Raw genomic sequence first — 16,566 nt, 5'->3', positions numbered from 1 at the left:
ACAAGCGCGGCTGGAAAACCCCAATGTTACCGTTTCGCCTGCGCTACGTTTTCAGTAAATAGTTACGGGATCACCGAAGTTGTATTTACGTCACTGGTTTCAGAACAACTAAATTGTTGGGTTAAAGTACAAGCCCGACCGGTAAAATTCACCCTACAGAATAAATCTCGAATTTTTAGCGCTGGACTGGGTTTTTCTTCCTCGCAGTTTTTATGGCGATGTGACTTACCAACATAACCTCCTTACGCCAAACGTCACTAACCAAATTGGTTGTCAATTCCGTAACCTTTGTAAGTAAGTTTTGCATTCACTAAGAGCCCAGTTATAATTCGCAGCCTTAACTCCTGCGGCCACCTAAAAGTATTGTCATCATGCAGTTTATTATTCGACTACACCCAGAAATTATCGTCAAAAGCCGCAGTGTGCGTAAACGTTTTACTTTTATCTTGGCGGGAAATATACGACGTATTTTCAAACTCAATGACTTATCGGTTGAAGTCCGCCAGTTCTGGGATAAGTTAACCTTAATAGTTAATCACCGCTCTATCGACAAACATGTAGAGATTGTCGATCTGCTGCAGCGTATTCCCGGTATCGATCAGATTTTACAAGTAGAAGAAAGTACATTTACTGATCTAGACGACATCTGCCAGCAAATCAAACACGCTTGGCAGCCTTTGTTAGTGGGTAAGAGTTTTGTGGTACGTGTCAAACGAAGTGGCAAACACCCTTTTTCTTCTTTAGAAGCAGCGCGCTATGTAGGTGGATACTTAAACCAAAACTGTGACAGCCAAGGGGTCAACCTTACATCGCCAGACTTGATTGTAGAGTTTGAAATCAATCAACACAAATTGATACAGCGCCACAATCGGATTAAATGTTTAGGTGGCATGCCCTTGCCAACTCAAGATGAAGTGTTATCACTGATGTCCGGTGGCTATGATTCTGGCGTAGCCACTTATCAAATGATCCGCCGCGGCGCTCGCACACACTTCTGCTTTTTCAATTTAGGCGGACGAGAGCACGAAATCGGCGTCAAGCAAGTTAGTTACTATTTATGGAAACGATACAGCGAATCTCACCGAGTCAAATTTATAGCGGTCGATTTTGCCCCTGTAGTCGCCGATATTCTCGAGAACGTTGAAAACAGCCAAATGGGTGTGGTGCTCAAACGAATGATGGTTAGAGCAGCCAGCCAAGTAGCAGACAAACTTAATATCAACGCCTTACTAACAGGTGAAAGTTTGGGTAAGGTATCTAGTCAAACAATGACCAACTTAAGTGTGATTGATAAGGCCACAGATAAACTGATCCTTCGCCCTCTGATCTGTATGGATAAATTCGAAATAATTGACCAAGCTAAGCACATAGGCACCGAAGACTTCGCTAAAATCATGCCAGAATATTGTGGCGTAATCTCACGTAAACCCACAACAAAGGCAGAGTTAGCTAAAATAGAAATGGAAGAAAGCAAACTCGATTTTGGCATGATTGAACGAGTTGTCGGCGAAGCTAAAATGCGAGATATACGCACAATTATCGAAGATGCCGAACAAGAAACAGAATTTGTCACAGAAGTGGATATTCTACCTAGGAATAGTATAGTGCTGGATATTCGCTCTGCTGAAGAACAAGAAGAAGCGCCCCTTGCGTTGTCAACAGTAAAAGTACAGCACATCCCTTTCTTTAAGTTAGCCACACAGTTTCCTTCGCTGCCACAAGATAAACAGTACTTTTTGTATTGCGATAGAGGCGTTATGAGTCAGCTACAAGCCTTACTGTTACACGAACAAGGCTACGACCAGGTACAGGTTTATCGACCTAAAGCGTAATATTCAGCCCCCATAAAACCCGCTCTCAACACCAATCAGTAGCAAACGGCTTGATGTAATAACGTATAAAAAATGCCGTACATATAGCATGTACGGCATTATTTTAAATTCACTAATTAAGCGCTATATTTTCAAGCTAAGACGACTACTTAACCACTGTTAACGTGGGTTTCCCCTTTTAGGTTTAGCCGTCGAATTTTCTTGCAACTGGCTATCTGTTGGTGGAGCATCTTCAGTTAACGACATATTTTCTTCAACTGTAAATACTGTACCTGCACCATTTTCTTTTGCGTAAATAGCCAGTACAGCAGGGCACGGGATCACTAAACTCCTTGGCACGCCTCCAAAACGGGCTTCAAAGGTTACTTCGTCCAACCCTAGTTGCAACTTCCCAGTGGATGATGGAGAAATATTCAAAACGATCTGCCCATCTTGAACAAACTCTTGAGGGACTTGTGCACCGGGGTAATGTGCGTCCACGACTACATATGGTGTGAAATTGTTATCTACAATCCACTCATAAAACGCACGTAACAAATAAGGTTGATTAGGAGTCATGAGTCAATTATCGCTTACAATGGATTATGAATTTCACGTTCTTGATCGGTTAATGAAGCTTTAAAAGACGCTCGTTCAAATATGCGATTCATATAAGTTCGAACATCTTTGCTTCCATTGCCTGTTAACTCAATGCCAAGCGCTGGTAAACGCCACAAGAGTGGTGCTAAGTAACAATCAACTAAACTAAACTCTTCACTCATGAAATATGGTGTTTCTGCAAATAAAGGAGCTAAGCTAAGTAATGCTTCTCTTAATTCATTACGGGCAGTTTCTACATTGCCTTCTGCTTTTAATATCTTTTCAGCCAACACGTACCAGTCGTTTTGAATGCGATGCATTGTCAAACGACTTTGTCCACGAGAAACAGGGTAAACAGGCATAAGTGGAGGATGAGGAAAACGCTCATCTAGATATTCCATGATGATATGTGAGTTATATAAAACTAGCTCTCTGTCCACTAAAGTAGGGACGGTACCATAAGGGTTAAGATCAAGTAGATCTTCAGGCAAGTTGCTAGGATCAGTATAACTAATCTCAACACCTACCCCTTTCTCTGCCAACACAATGCGTGTTTGGTGACTGTATATATCTAAAGTATCTGAAAATAACGTCATGATTGAGCGTTTATTAGCGGCTACAGCCATATTTATATATCTCCTAAATTACCCACTCGGTACTTAACTTTTTGCAGTACGCTATGAATGGTTATTAACCAACTAGCGTTCTAGACCAATTGGACAACTAACGATTGAAAAGAAAGGGGCCACTATCGGATAATAGCGCCCCTTTTAAAATTTCGCGGATTATACACTAAATTCATCAAAAAGTTTTGTTGAATTAATGCACATCTCGCCAATATTCTTTCTTCAACAAGTAGATAAGCACGAAAAATACCAACAAGAACAAGATGACATAGCGACCGATACTCTCTGAAGTTAAACGAGACGGCTCACCTACATAAACCAAATAGTTAACTAGGTCTAATACTGCGGTATCATATTCGGCTGGACTCAACTCGCCGCTACCATCGGCTTTAATACCGACATAACGCTCAACCATTTCGCCATCAACCATCACTTCTTCATGGGTTTTAGAAGGCACACCTTGCAATTCTTGCAATACGTGAGGCATTCCCACCTCTGGAAACACTTCATTGTTGACGCCAAATGGACGGCTATCATCTACATAGAATGTACGTAAATACGTATAAATCCAATCAGCACCGCGTACCCGAGCCACAAGGGTTAAGTCAGGTGGTGGCGCGCCAAACCATTTGGCCGCTGATTCAGCTGGCATCGCATTTTTAATATGCTCACCGGGTTTCTCTCCGGTAAACTGCAGGTATTGCTGCCCTAACTCAACCGGTATATCTAAATCAGCAAAGGTACGTTGGTATCTTTGATACTGTGTTTGGTGACAACCCAAACAATAGTTCATAAACATCTTGGCACCATTTTGCAAAGATGCTTTATCTGTCAAATCATATTCAGCCTTATCTAGGTGGGCACCGCCACCAGCAGCCAAGACACTAAATGGCATCAGCATAGCTAAAACAAAAATCAACTTCTTCATTCTGTAATCCTCGCTGGAACTGGCTTAGTTTTTTCGTTTTTGCTGTAGATATAAAGCAAAGCAAAGAAACCGAAATACATAATAGTTAACACCTGTGACGCGGTAATTTTCCAATTCTCTTGTGGCGTTCCACCTAAATAACCTAAGAAAATAAATACCACAGCGAAAGTCATTAAGTTCCATTTATGTAAGCCACAACGATAACGCCATGACTTCACTTTTCCACGGTCAATCCAAGGTAATAAAGCTAAAGCAATGATCGCGGCAAACATAGCGATTACACCACCTAATTTATGAGGAACCGCTTTCAAGATTGCGTAGAAAGGCGTGAAATACCAAACAGGGAAAATGTGCTCAGGTGTTTTCAGCGGGTTAGCAATTTCAAAGTTAGGATGCTCTAAGAAGTATCCACCCATTTCTGGATTGAAGAACATCACATAACAGAAAGCGATCAAGAATAAGCTAAAGCCAACCAAATCTTTCAATACAATATGCGGGAAGAACGGCACGATATCGTCAACAATGTCGTACTTGCTAGTATAATACTCGTGGATTTTAAACTTCGTTTTTTCGTCTTCTGTCAACGAACCTTTCTTACGTTTAACGTCTGTTCCATCCGGGTTATTTGAACCCACTTCATGTAGTGCAACTATGTGTAAAAATACCAAAATTACGATAACTAAAGGTAAGGCGATAACGTGAAGTGCGAAGAATCGGTTTAGTGTCGCACCAGAGATTACATAATCTCCTTGGATCCAAATAACTAGATCCGGTCCAATGACAGGAATAGCACTAAACAAAGAAACAATTACTTGCGCCCCCCAGTAAGACATTTGTCCCCATGGCAGTACATAGCCCATGAAAGCTTCTGCCATCAGAGCCAAATATATGAACATACCAAACAACCACAATAACTCACGAGGCTTTTGATAAGAACCATATATCATGCCGCGGAACATATGGAGATAGACAACAATAAAGAACGCAGATGCGCCAGTACTATGCATATAACGCAATAACCAGCCATATTCCACATCACGCATGATGTACTCAACGGATGCAAAAGCGCCTTCAGCAGTAGGCGTAAAGCTCATAGTTAACCATACACCGGTCACTATTTGATTGACTAACACAATCGTTGCCAAGAAACCGAACATATACCAAAAGTTCATGTTTCGAGGCGCGGGATATTGAATCGCATGCATATTTGCAACGCGCATAATTGGCAGACGGTATTCCACCCAATCCATTAAATTTTTCCACATGCTATGCTGCCCCCTCTTCGGAACCAATCAGAATAGTGTTATCGTCGATAAACATGTAAGGAGGTACTACTAAGTTTAATGGTGCAGGTACGTTTTGGAATACACGCCCAGCCATATCAAACTTAGAACCGTGACAAGGACAAAAGAACCCTTCAGGTACACCTTCCACATATTGCTCAAACGCACCATCTTTAAAATGTTGTGGAGAACAACCTAAGTGAGTACATATCCCTACTAATACTAGGAATTCTTCTTTCAACGAACGATAAGTATTTTTAGCAAACTCAGGTTGTTGCTCTTCATCAGAATTAGGATCTTTAAGTTTATCGGCTAACCCTTCTAAAGACGCTAACAATTCAGGCGTTCTTCGCGCAATCCAAACAGGTTTGCTACGCCAAATAACACGAATCAACTGACCGGGCTCAATTTTACTGATATCTGCTTCAACATCGGCACCGGCAGCTTTTGCCTTGATGCTGGGGTTCCAAGACGCAATAAAAGGCACTGCGGCACCGACTACACCGACACCACCAACAACAGAGGTAGCCACAGTTAAAAATCTGCGCCTAGTATTACTGTCAGGTTGATTATCAGCTTCAGACGAATCGTGCGCATCTAAAGATACATTGCTCATCCACTTATCTCCGAGGGTTGGATTGATTTAACACTCTCATATACTGACCATCAGAAATGGTACAAAGCACTGAAAAAGTCATAGTTCTATTTTTAACAGAAAATGATAAAAGAAAACCCACAAAAAAGACAAGGAAATATCCAATAAAATGAAGAATAACTGAGACTTAAAGCTTATTAGACGTTTTAATAGACAGATAGCGTTTTTTTTACATTTTTTTAGCAATAAAAAACCCGGCAAGCGCCGGGTTTTTGTAAGTTTGTTGCTGACACCTTTTGCAAAGATGTCGCGCCGTACAATTAACGTTTTGAGAATTGTGGGCGTTTACGTGCTTTATGAAGACCAACTTTCTTACGCTCAACTTTACGTGCATCACGAGTAACAAAGCCCGCTTTACGTAATGCTGGACGAAGCGTTTCGTCAAATTCCATCAAAGCACGTGTAATGCCGTGACGAATTGCACCAGCTTGACCGCTAATACCACCACCAGCAACGGTGATGTAAAGGTCAAATTTTTCAGTCATTTCAACTAATTCTAGCGGTTGACGCACGATCATACGCGCAGTCTCACGACCAAAGAACTCGTCAAGAGGACGTTTATTAACAACTATATTGCCACTACCTGCACGAAGAAAAACACGAGCGGTAGAACTTTTGCGTCGGCCAGTGCCGTAATATTGATTATCTGCCATGTGTAATGCTCCTTAAAGGTCTAAAACTTGAGGCTGTTGAGCAGCATGATTATGCTCAGGACCAGCGTAGACTTTCATTTTGCGGAACATATCGCGTCCAAGTGGACCTTTAGGCAACATACCTTTAACCGCTTTTTCAATGATCATCTCTGGCTTGTGGGCTAATAACTTTTCAAAGTTAGTCTCTTTAAGACCGCCTGGATAGCCAGTGTGCGCGTAATAAATCTTGCCTTTGGCTTTATTACCAGTAACAGTGATTTTATCCGCGTTGATCACAACAATGTAATCACCAGTGTCTACATGAGGAGTATACTCTGGCTTATGCTTACCGCGTAAACGGCTTGCAATTTCAGTCGCTAAACGACCAAGTGTTTTGTCTGCGGCGTCAACCACATACCATTCACGTTTTACCGTTTCTGGCTTTGCAACAAAAGTTTTCATTTTAAATTACCCGAAAAATATAATAAATCGTTACTCTGGTTTCTACTTAAATCGCGAGTTTTTATGAAAAAACCAACCATTTAATCTGCAAGAAACCGCTAAAAATCAATACCTTGACCCCTTCGAGTCGTATGATTCATCCGCTTTCCCAAAGCGGGGGCAACTGGGCAGGGCGCGAATTATACAGAAGTTGAGATAAAACGCGAGTGGAAATTTTGAACAAATTAAGCATTTGAAGCTTTATTTGTTAAAAACAGCAAAAAGCATGCGCTTTGCTTATTTAAGCATTCACTTCGTTCACCGAGATTATTCGCTGCGCTTACGTTATGGCTGCGCCACTTATTCGCTGCGCTTATTTCAAGCATTCGCTGCGCTCACCGTCATCCTGACGTTTTTCAAACAGCGTCCCTGCTTTTCAATTTACTTTTTACCAACAGCAGCAAAAAGTAAACAAAAAGTGCCGCGCTCCAACCTTTTTTTGGTCCATATTGAAAATAGCCTTCAATGCCAGAACGGCGAAAGGTAACGTCCATGTAAGCTATTCGCCTTGTCAAGACGTCCATGTCTGGCCATCTGGCAAGGCTATTTGAAATACGGAAAATTGGATTCGCGGAAACATCAAAAGCATGGCTTCGCCATTGAAGCTAACTATTCTTTAAACCATTGCTGGTTGGGGAAGACTTAAAAAGTAGGATGTAGACATTTTCTTAATATAAGGAGAGATCTGCAATGTGCCAATTTTGGACATTATGCACTGTTGATAGTAACTTCGGCTTAACGCCCAAAGCGGACCTTAGACTTAAACTATTTTACGGCTACTTCATTCGACATTGCTGACATTAGTACGATTGAGCTATTTCCAATTACATCACGAATAATTTAACTTTGTTCTGAAAATCCTCAAGTCAGCCTCCGAGTCCATGTTCAGCTATGCTGAAAGGTGCTCAAACCATCACAAACGGGAGGCTGTTATGTCATTTTACTCGGGCATTGACTTACATTCAAACAATCACGTCGTGGTTGTCATCGACGAAGAGGATAACAAGGTTGTGGATAAGCGTATCGACAACAATTTAAACATCACACTTGAACTGCTCGCACCTTACAAAGAGCAGATAAAAGCGGTGGCCATTGAATCTACCTTTAACTGGTATTGGTTAGTGGATGGCCTGATGGAGCATGGTTATCAAGTGGAGCTGGTGAACACTGCAGCGGTTAAACAATACGACGGTTTAAAATACAGTGGCGACCATCAGGATGCCTTTCACCTTGCGCATTTGATGCGATTAGGGATATTGCCTACCGGTCATATTTACCCGCCTGAATACCGACAAGTACGGGACTTATTGCGACGTAGGCGACAATTGGTGAAACATGCATCCAGCCATATGATAAGCATTCAAAATCAAATCTGGCGCTCGTTAGGGTATCGGGTCAACTGTGTCGACATTCGTAAAAAGACCTTCACACTGCCTTTCGAATCAGGCAGTTTTTTATATCATTCAGCTCATACCAATCTCACCATCCTTAAGGCATTAGATAAACAGATTGCCATCATAGAACAACAAACACTGGAAGCGGTGGAGCTTAAAGATGAATTCAAACTGCTGACCAGCGTAACCGGTATTGGTCCGATTTTAGGTTTAACTATCATGTTAGAAACAGGTGACATCAACCGATTTGAAGCCGCTGGTAATTACGCGTCTTATTGTCGTTGTGTCAACAGTGTGCGTGAAAGTAACGGCAAGAAGAAAGGCACAGGTAACCGTAAAGCAGGCAATAAATACCTGTCATGGGCCTTTTCCGAGGCTGCCCATTTTCTAGTACGGTTTGATGCCAAAGCCAAACGTTTTTACGAGCGTAAAAAACAAAAGCGCAATGGTATTGTTGCCATTAGAGCTGTCGCCCATAAAATCGCCAGAGCGGTATTTCACATGTTAAAGAATAAACAGGCCTTCGATATCGAACGTGTCTTTAGTTAGTTTCCCGGTGTCATTCAGCCAGCAATCGGGGTTGGATATTAAACCAGTGTTATTCTGAATGGAGGGTGATACCGGACTTTATTTTGTTCGCCCGCATGTTAAGCCAAGTTGGGTCTGGAAGGCGAAAGCCTAACCACCACCTCTGTGCGTTTACCGCATTGGATAACATGGGGAACTGAAGTTTTGTGGCGCACCGAGGTGCGTGGGAAATTGGCCTTTACAGGCCAAGGACTAGAGCCAGATGGGTGACTGTTGCGGATAAATTATCCAGCACAACCAATAGAAAAACATATTAGCGAATAAAAACCGGAACACGCTGTAAGGAAACACAAACTTAAATGTTTGCTAAAAAGCAATCCGACTTTTATCGCACTGTTGACAACGGCTGACTTATGGGTGACCCCGATAGTCCCTGAAATAAAACGGTAACAACACCGCCCTTGACGGTGTGTTTTTTTACCCACAAGGTTTTATTGCCTAGTCGGGCATTTAACCTATATTAAGGAATATATATGCGTTTTATCAATAAGTTACTATCCATTTCTTTACTTTCAATTTGCTTAACTACAGCAGCATCAGCCACCGTAGATTTCTAGGAGGAAGAAAATACAAACTACACGATTTATTTTGATGGAGGGTTCACCCAATCATTATATTACAATTTGCAAACGCCGCGTAATGGAGCTGAAATAATCAATGTTGAGTGGGAATATTTTGATTTTGACAACGGCTTTACTACTCAAACAGTTGATTTGTGTTATAGACAACCATATTCCAATAGTGACTTTACTTGCACCGATATTTCTGGCAGCCCCACTGGTGCAACTAACCACTTTAATGGGTTTGACGCGCGAGGAACGATGGTATTGAGGTATACATTGATTGGCGGCACATATTATGCACATTGGGATAATAGTGTCAAAAATAAAATAAAAGTCACATACGACTATTAAACATCATTAGGGAGAGGGAATGTTAATCAGTAATGAAAAGTTGAACATTGACACGCCTAACGTTGGTGCTAAAGATGATTTAGTAAAAACACTGGCTAGCAATGACAAAGAAGGTAATGCTAAGGTCTCGGAAATCGGCTTAAGTCAGCTAGGTACCAGAACCTTAATTATCTGTATCAACTATCGCTTAGTACTGCTAAGCAAAACCCTTCTCCCGTTTATATTGGAGCTGAAAAACGTATTGAATTGCTTTCTACATCAGTAAATGACATAGCCAAAAAATCAGGTCATGAGTATACACTCGAGCAAATAAACAGAGTGGTGGAAGATATAAAGAAAGAAGTTAATATCGAAGAGATGAAGCTAGGTGATGTGAATGCCAACGCTGGCTCAGTGTACTCGTTTCTTAGTAGCACAGACAAAGCACATTTGGCCGATGCTTATCAGTATGCGTTAGATAATAATACCAACCTAAAAGATGTGGCAATTGCAGCAGGTAGCTTAGGAAGGGCTAGGTATGTTGAGGCAAAAATAAGTTCTGGAACAACCTACTCATACTACAGACCTGAAGAAAAGCAAAACGCAGATACGTCTGATGCTGTAGATCAAAAAGAAACAGATAAAACGGAAATAGCACCCAAAACAGATTATTTTAAATCACTAATGGAACAATTGAAAAAAGACGAATTATTTTCTTCTAACCCATTTTTGAGAAGCACCCTAATTCAAGATGTTTCATCAGCTAATCTGCAACATACCATACCTTTGTTTCTAAAAGATGAAATAACAGAAATTAGTGATTAATTAGTAATCGTTGGGGCCAGAAACGTTGGTTTATCAAACCGTAAACGGCGGCTATTGGCACTGAGGCGATATTCGGCTTAGAGCGATTAGCGGAAGTTTAACTAATACTAGAACTCAGTGATTTAATCACTGAGTTTTAGTTTGAATATATTTAAAATTAAGCGTCAATAAATAACACTTCACCGTTAATGAAGCCGTCAACTGAACGCTCGAAGGCTTTACCAACTAGAGCGCCCGGTACAGGTTCAAATCCCGGCATCATTTCACCGTACACATCCCATGCTTCTTTTAATACAGTTGGATTAACAACGTTAATGCGAGTGCCTCTTGGCATTTCCAAAGCAACACACTTAACAAAAGTATCAATTGCGCCACTTGTTGTAGCATCCGCAATTGCATAAGGAATTGGTTTTACGTTCAAAATCCCGCTGATCAATGTGAATGAACCGTTATCAGCAATGTATTCTTGGCCAATGCGAACTAAGTTTATTTGTCCCATCATTTTGCTCATTACTGTCGTCATCCATTGCGCTTCTGTCATTTCAGTAAATGTTTCATATTCACAATAGCCTACTGTATTAACAACAGCGTCAAAGTGACCAACTTTTTCATAAAGCTCTCTAATTGACTTTTCATCGGTGATATCAACAATGTGATCAACATTGCCAGAACGCCCCGCTGTGATAACTCTATGTTTACCTAAACCAGTTAATGCAGCTTGCCCCATTTTGCCTAAAGCACCGATTAAAATTACTGTTTTCATGACTTTCTCCGTCTGTGTTATTTCGATGGAGGCAATATTAGTGAAACAGCTTAACAAATAGAAACAATAATGTTTTGTTAGTGATACCAAATTATTTGGTTAAGCTATAATGCTATATGTATTAAAACTAAATAGGCTAAGTATGAGTAGAATTGATAGGCTGGACATTAAGCAATTGCGGGTATTTCAAGCGTTAATACGTGAACACAACGCATCCAAGGCTGCAAGTCAGCTTGGTCTAACTCAGCAAGCGGTTAGTGAGCAACTTAAAAAATTACGTGATGTATTTGAAGATAGGCTCTTTCTCAGAAAAACTAATGGCTTTGTTCCTACACCTTTTGCTGAATCCATTTCATATGATATCGACAAAGTGTTAAGGGATTTTGAGTTACTTTTATCACCTAAGGTATTTGATCCGAAAACAGTCAAAGGTACATATGTGATTGCAGCTACTGATTACGCTCAACAGGTTGTTTTGCCTGAACTGATTGCGACACTACGAGAGCAGTCGCCCAGTTTAAAGATTATCGTCAGGGATTTTGAAATTGATAAGCTTCATGACTTAATGGAAAGTGGAAAAGTTAATTTAGCTATCGCTTTTCCTGATTATATTCCTGATTCATACCCTATTATCAAGTTATTTGAAGAGTACCATGTTTGCGTCACTTCTAATCATTCAACTATCTCCAAGGTTAATACCTCTTTAGAAGAAGTCGCAGCTCATCCTAGCATTATAGCTTCCCCATCTCGTCCTAATTTTAAAGGCTCTATAGATGACTGGTTTAAGCAATTTGGGTTAGAAAGAAATGTCATGGTGTCAGCACCATGTTTTTCGGTAGTACCAATGTACTTAGAAGCCACAGATTCCATTGCGTTTTTGCCAGCTAAAGCAATAGAAGGATTAGATTTATCTATTATCGACTTAGAGCACTCTCCAGAGCCATTTGATGTGATAGCTGCTTGGCATCCAAGATATAGCGATGATTTAATTCATAAGTGGGTTGTTGATAAACTAAAAAAGCTATATTTTCAACTTCCGCTAATGGCACAACCAAGCCCAAGTTATTTCAACTCGACACCCTGTTTTTGAGAGAACTTACCAAAGGATGCATAATCCTTTGGTAATCTAGTTACGCATCAATACTTTCTGATACCTCAAGCGCATCATCAACTTCTATACCCAAATATCTAACGGTACTTTCAAGTTTTCGATGCCCAAGCAATAACTGACAAGCTCTTAAGTTCTTCGTCTTTTTATAAATGGGTGATGGCTTTGTTCGCCGCATCGTATGCGTGCCATATTGAGTTTTTGTCCAAGCCAATTGAATCAACCCAATTATCAACAATTCTTCCATATTGCCTAGTAGAAATATGGTCTGAAGGCTTGGCTCTCGATTTGAATAAGTAATCGCTTGGACTTAGGTTTTGTGTCGCAATCAATTCTGAAATAGATTTTCTGATATTTTCAGTTATCTCAAACTGAACGGGTTGCTGTGTTTTCTTCTGAACAACAATTGCCCGAGATTGAATAGTATTGCCGTGACAAATATCTCTGACCCGCAGCGCGACGAGATCGCAACCACGCAATTTGCTGTCTATTGCTAGGTTAAAAACTTTATCAGGACAGTCATCGCAATGATTTGCTTAAGAAATGGATTCCGGCTCAAAAGACTACCGGAATGACAAATTAATTATTAGCTTTTAGTGTGCAAAGCACATGCTCTTGATTTTTATCGCGACTCCAAGTTCGTCGAGCAACTTAATCAAATAGAGGGCAAATTACACGGATGTAATTTAAGCAATGCTTGTAGGGAACAAATCATTGCGACCTTTATTTGATTATGTCGCGCAGACTTTAGAACTTGGCCGGAGCGCGGCCTCTTTCTGGATACTCTTTCTTGGCTGTTGACCATATTTAAGGGATAAAAATGGAACGCACTTTAGTGCGGCCCGAAGGGTGAAATATAGGGATTTATTTCATAATAAGAGTTTCTAGCTCGAAGGGATTCGAGTTAAGAACTGCATGCGACCGCCATGGATGGCGGAAGGTAGAGTAACGCAGGACGCAGTTACCGAGATAGCAGGTGAGCAACGCGAATGCTTGAAGTGAGCGAAGCGAATAATCTTAGTGTACGAAGTACATGCTTTTACAAGCGCAGCCAAAACGCTTAGCGTTTTGGCACCAACAATGCGGGATCTAACCTTTCATTAAACCAATTAATGCGCCAGTCTAAATGGGGGCCTGTTACTCGGCCCGTGGCGCCAATTTCGGCGACTAAGTCCCCTTGTTTAACTGGCGTGCCAGCTGTCACATGGCCTTTACTTAAATGGATAAATGTAGATGACACACCAAATCCATGGTCAATAATCATAGTGCCTCCAGAATAATACATGTCGGGCACCCATAAGGTCACTATGCCATCTGCGGGGGCATGCACTGGAGTTCCGGTAGGTCCTGCAACATCGACCCCAAAATGAGGGCGTTTAGGCGTTCCATTAAAAACTCGACGACTACCATATACGCCACTAATAGGTCCTTTTGCAGGCCAGATAAATTCTTGCGTGAAGTCTGTTCGATCATCATTCGTCTTTCGGGCGTTAGCTACTTGCAGATTATCTTGCTTAATTCTATCTAACACACTTTTTGGAGGGCTCACGTACTTACTTTCAACCCCTTCAATTCGTTGTTCTACGTATGTACGCTTAGTTAGCGTTAAGGTTTTACTATGCTCTTGACCGAGTTTATCCAGCCATTTGAGACTTTGCTTAAGGTCTGCGTCTCGACCAAATCCAAATGCAAACTCCCCAGCATCTGAAATTTTGATTACTTTGTCATTTAACCAAACTTGACTACCCGGAGGAAGCTCGCCTCTAATCAAACTGCCTTGGGTCAATTCACCGCGCAATTTAATATCTGCAGCAACCACATGACTGGTCAACACAACCAATAATAGCCACACATACTTAAGCATAAGCAATCGCTCCTTTACCTACTCCTTCAAAAGCAAGCACTTTGAACTGGCTATCTTTCGATAAACGCTGCTGCTCTTCCAGCATATATTGAGCCAAACACTCTACGGTAGTATCTGTTTGAATTAATTCAGCTTCAGCTTTAGGAATAGCCATTTCAAAACGCCCTTGCGATGCTTCATAAGCAAAAACAAAATGTTGTGAAAATTCAACATCATTTACCTGTAGTCCTGTTTCAACAGGCGTCACTATATCCTCTTCAGTGCCAATATAAATATCACACCAGCGTTTGGCCCAGTATTCTTGCCACAATTGGCTTTGCTGTTGATTTTCATACACTATGACTTTCGATCTGTGACCATGAGCAATACGCTGACAATTTCCCTCATGTTTTTTCAAACCATGGGTATAGTGATAAAAAGGGCTATCTATCACTTCAGCTCTTAATATTAGTTCAATGCCCTGCACGTTTTCTGGTAAATGCGTAGCAATCACATCTTTCAAGTAATCACTCACCGACGGCATAGTCACCTGCTCAGAATAGACAAAAGCGTAAGCTTCTGCAGGGCAATTAAGATGAATTGACTTACCATCAGGGCGCATAAAATCGACTTTAACGATGTCATTTTTTTCGTCTCGCTCAATCAGGCTAAAGCTATGTTCAACAGGAACCAGTAATTTGTGATCTATGTATTCGTCGATTAGGTATTTAAGTTGCTTTTTAACTTTACCAAAATCAAGCACCATACTTTCTTCATTAAGGTCGCCGTTTAAAATCACATCAACAATCCAGCTTTCTCCCACCATTCCTCGCTTAGGGCAAAGGTAAGAAAAGTCCATAACGGTTAAATCATTAACAAATAATTGCATATAAAATTGAGTCTACTTTGTAAAATAAATGGTTAAAACTAGTTGATACTCAACCTTCACAGGCAAGTATCCGAGGTATTACTATTTCTGAGCTTTCAATAGCTGATCTTTCAAATTGGGCGGTATACCACGGATCATTAAAGTATCAGAGCCTGCATCATAGCTCACTCTATCACCTAATAATTTACGCTCAAAACTTAAAGAAATTCCACCGCCCTGACCAGTAAACTTAGCCAATGTTTTTAATGCACTGCGGTCTGCTTGAAATTGCTCTTCTACAGGTTGTTCAGCACTTTGATTAAACTGTTCAAAACTAACGTGATCACTAGGCAATTTAGCGGCTAACTCGTGGATTTGAATATCTTCTCCCATTTCTAACTTTTCTTTGTAATAGTCAGAAACGGTTTCACGAGCTTGGTGTTTCTCTTCGGGATCGAGCTCTTCGGCCGCCAAAAAGGCATCCACTGTGGTCAATAGTTGCTTGTTCTGTTGTTTAACATCAACCAATTCTTCACATCCAATAAAGTGCATAAAAAAGTCAGATACTTTACGACCCATACGCCCTTTAATAAAGCTAATATACCTTTGCTGCTCGGCACTTACATCTAGCTGGGTTAAATCAATGCGTACAGCCAGTTGCATTTTGGCAAGATCTAAATGGTCGCTACTGCTTAACTCTAAATCACGATTAATCTCAACATGTTGCTTAGTATTGATCATAGCAATCATCAAATAATCGGTGGCTAGAAATTGATAATGACTAAACACCACAAAACCGGTCTCTAAGGTACCTGTGTCGATGAGAGATTTTTTTAGTAACTCACTGGCCTGCAGACTAAATTCAACAAAATCTATTTCTTCACTTTGAAGTTTTTCCAATAAAGTCTTAAATTGTACCGCATGTGGCTTTAGTGTTGGCTCATCTGAGTCTGACGTCTGGTCTTGACTCACACTAACAATTTCTGCCTGTGGTTGTGCAAAACAGCCTACGCCTTTACCGGGTTTGGTATTGAAAGCATGGTTGATTTGTTGCGCTAAATTTTCAATTTCAGGGTTAACGTCAAAGCAACTCGCTCTTGGCACTAGCGTTAATTCTTCTTGCTGGTTAACAGCTAGTTGATGTACAACAAAGTGGTGGATCAAGGCACTCACAATAATTCCTTACCTAAATTCAATTAAATTGGCCTGTTGATGCTTGTTTATTCGCAATTTATCCAGACCATTGTT

The 16,566-nt window shown here is 40.8% G+C and carries 18 protein-coding genes; 6 read left to right on the top strand and 12 right to left on the bottom strand.

Annotated elements, in window-relative coordinates; translation table 11 throughout:
* Positions 1-371 precede the first annotated feature (371 nt).
* On the top strand, positions 372-1,832 hold the full coding sequence (thiI, locus tag RS130_RS08925) for a tRNA uracil 4-sulfurtransferase ThiI (RefSeq protein WP_316025668.1): 1,461 nt from the start codon (positions 372-374) through the stop codon (positions 1,830-1,832).
* 159 nt (positions 1,833-1,991) lie between these two features.
* Here the strand turns inward: thiI and RS130_RS08920 are convergent, their stop codons facing one another.
* The 7 genes from RS130_RS08920 to rplM all read right to left on the bottom strand — a co-directional run bounded on the left by RS130_RS08920 (position 1,992) and on the right by rplM (position 6,997).
* Positions 1,992-2,390 (bottom strand): ClpXP protease specificity-enhancing factor, encoded by a 399-nt coding sequence (locus RS130_RS08920; RefSeq protein ID WP_316025667.1) that lies wholly within the window; start codon positions 2,388-2,390, stop codon positions 1,992-1,994.
* Positions 2,391-2,404: 14 nt separating this feature from the next.
* Positions 2,405-3,037 (bottom strand): stringent starvation protein SspA, encoded by a 633-nt coding sequence (sspA, locus tag RS130_RS08915; RefSeq protein ID WP_316025666.1) that lies wholly within the window; start codon positions 3,035-3,037, stop codon positions 2,405-2,407.
* A 193-nt stretch (positions 3,038-3,230) separates the two neighbouring features.
* Entirely contained in the window at positions 3,231-3,965 is a 735-nt protein-coding gene (locus RS130_RS08910) for a cytochrome c1 (RefSeq protein ID WP_316025665.1), read from the bottom strand.
* A complete protein-coding gene (locus RS130_RS08905; protein ID WP_316025664.1) occupies positions 3,962-5,230 on the bottom strand; it encodes a cytochrome b in 1,269 nt (422 codons plus the stop codon). The genes RS130_RS08910 and RS130_RS08905 overlap by 4 nt, the downstream gene beginning before the upstream one ends.
* Before the next feature lies 1 nt (position 5,231).
* Positions 5,232-5,864 (bottom strand): ubiquinol-cytochrome c reductase iron-sulfur subunit, encoded by a 633-nt coding sequence (gene petA, locus RS130_RS08900; protein WP_316025663.1) that lies wholly within the window; start codon positions 5,862-5,864, stop codon positions 5,232-5,234.
* 299 nt (positions 5,865-6,163) lie between these two features.
* The gene (gene rpsI, locus RS130_RS08895) at positions 6,164-6,556 is read right to left on the bottom strand and encodes a 30S ribosomal protein S9 (protein WP_235313465.1); all 393 of its coding nucleotides are present in this window, start codon (positions 6,554-6,556) and stop codon (positions 6,164-6,166) included.
* A 12-nt stretch (positions 6,557-6,568) separates the two neighbouring features.
* On the bottom strand, positions 6,569-6,997 hold the full coding sequence (rplM, locus tag RS130_RS08890) for a 50S ribosomal protein L13 (protein WP_316025662.1): 429 nt from the start codon (positions 6,995-6,997) through the stop codon (positions 6,569-6,571).
* A gap of 244 nt (positions 6,998-7,241) precedes the next feature.
* Between rplM and RS130_RS08885 the strand changes: the two genes are divergently transcribed.
* The 4 genes from RS130_RS08885 (at position 7,242) to RS130_RS08870 (ending at position 10,736) form a co-directional block, all read left to right on the top strand.
* Entirely contained in the window at positions 7,242-7,523 is a 282-nt protein-coding gene (locus tag RS130_RS08885; RefSeq protein ID WP_316025661.1) for a hypothetical protein, read from the top strand.
* 445 nt (positions 7,524-7,968) lie between these two features.
* Positions 7,969-8,979 (top strand): IS110 family RNA-guided transposase, encoded by a 1,011-nt coding sequence (locus RS130_RS08880; protein ID WP_316024692.1) that lies wholly within the window; start codon positions 7,969-7,971, stop codon positions 8,977-8,979.
* Between the two features lie 972 nt (positions 8,980-9,951).
* A complete protein-coding gene (locus tag RS130_RS08875) occupies positions 9,952-10,197 on the top strand; it encodes a hypothetical protein (RefSeq protein WP_316025660.1) in 246 nt (81 codons plus the stop codon).
* Positions 10,179-10,736: a hypothetical protein gene (locus RS130_RS08870; RefSeq protein WP_316025659.1), complete on the top strand. Its 558-nt coding sequence runs from the start codon at positions 10,179-10,181 to the stop codon at positions 10,734-10,736. Before RS130_RS08875 ends, RS130_RS08870 begins: the two co-directional genes overlap by 19 nt.
* 157 nt (positions 10,737-10,893) lie before the next feature.
* Here the strand turns inward: RS130_RS08870 and RS130_RS08865 are convergent, their stop codons facing one another.
* On the bottom strand, positions 10,894-11,499 hold the full coding sequence (locus RS130_RS08865; RefSeq protein ID WP_316025658.1) for a short chain dehydrogenase: 606 nt from the start codon (positions 11,497-11,499) through the stop codon (positions 10,894-10,896).
* A gap of 142 nt (positions 11,500-11,641) precedes the next feature.
* Between RS130_RS08865 and RS130_RS08860 the strand changes: the two genes are divergently transcribed.
* Complete coding sequence (locus RS130_RS08860) at positions 11,642-12,589, top strand: LysR family transcriptional regulator (protein WP_316025657.1); 948 nt, start codon at positions 11,642-11,644, stop codon at positions 12,587-12,589.
* A gap of 164 nt (positions 12,590-12,753) precedes the next feature.
* Here RS130_RS08860 and RS130_RS08855 read toward each other — a convergent pair whose 3' ends face one another.
* The 4 genes from RS130_RS08855 to yejK all read right to left on the bottom strand — a co-directional run bounded on the left by RS130_RS08855 (position 12,754) and on the right by yejK (position 16,491).
* Complete coding sequence (locus tag RS130_RS08855) at positions 12,754-13,086, bottom strand: site-specific integrase (protein ID WP_428982755.1); 333 nt, start codon at positions 13,084-13,086, stop codon at positions 12,754-12,756.
* 581 nt (positions 13,087-13,667) lie between these two features.
* On the bottom strand, positions 13,668-14,471 hold the full coding sequence (locus RS130_RS08850; RefSeq protein WP_316025656.1) for a M23 family metallopeptidase: 804 nt from the start codon (positions 14,469-14,471) through the stop codon (positions 13,668-13,670).
* A complete protein-coding gene (locus tag RS130_RS08845) occupies positions 14,464-15,339 on the bottom strand; it encodes a 6-pyruvoyl trahydropterin synthase family protein (RefSeq protein WP_316025655.1) in 876 nt (291 codons plus the stop codon). The genes RS130_RS08850 and RS130_RS08845 overlap by 8 nt, the downstream gene beginning before the upstream one ends.
* An 81-nt stretch (positions 15,340-15,420) precedes the next feature.
* On the bottom strand, positions 15,421-16,491 hold the full coding sequence (gene yejK / locus RS130_RS08840; RefSeq protein WP_316025654.1) for a nucleoid-associated protein YejK: 1,071 nt from the start codon (positions 16,489-16,491) through the stop codon (positions 15,421-15,423).
* Positions 16,492-16,566 lie beyond the last annotated feature (75 nt).

Origin of the sequence: Paraglaciecola aquimarina (assembly GCF_032464635.1) — a bacterium.
Taxonomy (GTDB): Bacteria; Pseudomonadota; Gammaproteobacteria; order Enterobacterales; family Alteromonadaceae; genus Paraglaciecola; species Paraglaciecola aquimarina.
Note: the sequence above shows the minus strand (reverse complement) of the source record. Positions and strands in the feature narration are given on the sequence as shown.

Coding starts and splice junctions, on each gene's coding strand:
- RS130_RS08850 (WP_316025656.1), bottom strand. CDS start 14,471: ATGCTTAAGTATGTGTGGCTATTATTGGTTGTGTTGACCAGTCATGTG.
- petA (WP_316025663.1), bottom strand. CDS start 5,864: ATGAGCAATGTATCTTTAGATGCGCACGATTCGTCTGAAGCTGATAAT.
- RS130_RS08905 (WP_316025664.1), bottom strand. CDS start 5,230: ATGTGGAAAAATTTAATGGATTGGGTGGAATACCGTCTGCCAATTATG.
- sspA (WP_316025666.1), bottom strand. CDS start 3,037: ATGGCTGTAGCCGCTAATAAACGCTCAATCATGACGTTATTTTCAGAT.
- RS130_RS08910 (WP_316025665.1), bottom strand. CDS start 3,965: ATGAAGAAGTTGATTTTTGTTTTAGCTATGCTGATGCCATTTAGTGTC.
- RS130_RS08880 (WP_316024692.1), top strand. CDS start 7,969: ATGTCATTTTACTCGGGCATTGACTTACATTCAAACAATCACGTCGTG.
- RS130_RS08865 (WP_316025658.1), bottom strand. CDS start 11,499: ATGAAAACAGTAATTTTAATCGGTGCTTTAGGCAAAATGGGGCAAGCT.
- rplM (WP_316025662.1), bottom strand. CDS start 6,997: ATGAAAACTTTTGTTGCAAAGCCAGAAACGGTAAAACGTGAATGGTAT.
- rpsI (WP_235313465.1), bottom strand. CDS start 6,556: ATGGCAGATAATCAATATTACGGCACTGGCCGACGCAAAAGTTCTACC.
- RS130_RS08845 (WP_316025655.1), bottom strand. CDS start 15,339: ATGCAATTATTTGTTAATGATTTAACCGTTATGGACTTTTCTTACCTT.
- RS130_RS08920 (WP_316025667.1), bottom strand. CDS start 2,390: ATGACTCCTAATCAACCTTATTTGTTACGTGCGTTTTATGAGTGGATT.
- thiI (WP_316025668.1), top strand. CDS start 372: ATGCAGTTTATTATTCGACTACACCCAGAAATTATCGTCAAAAGCCGC.
- RS130_RS08860 (WP_316025657.1), top strand. CDS start 11,642: ATGAGTAGAATTGATAGGCTGGACATTAAGCAATTGCGGGTATTTCAA.
- RS130_RS08875 (WP_316025660.1), top strand. CDS start 9,952: ATGTTAATCAGTAATGAAAAGTTGAACATTGACACGCCTAACGTTGGT.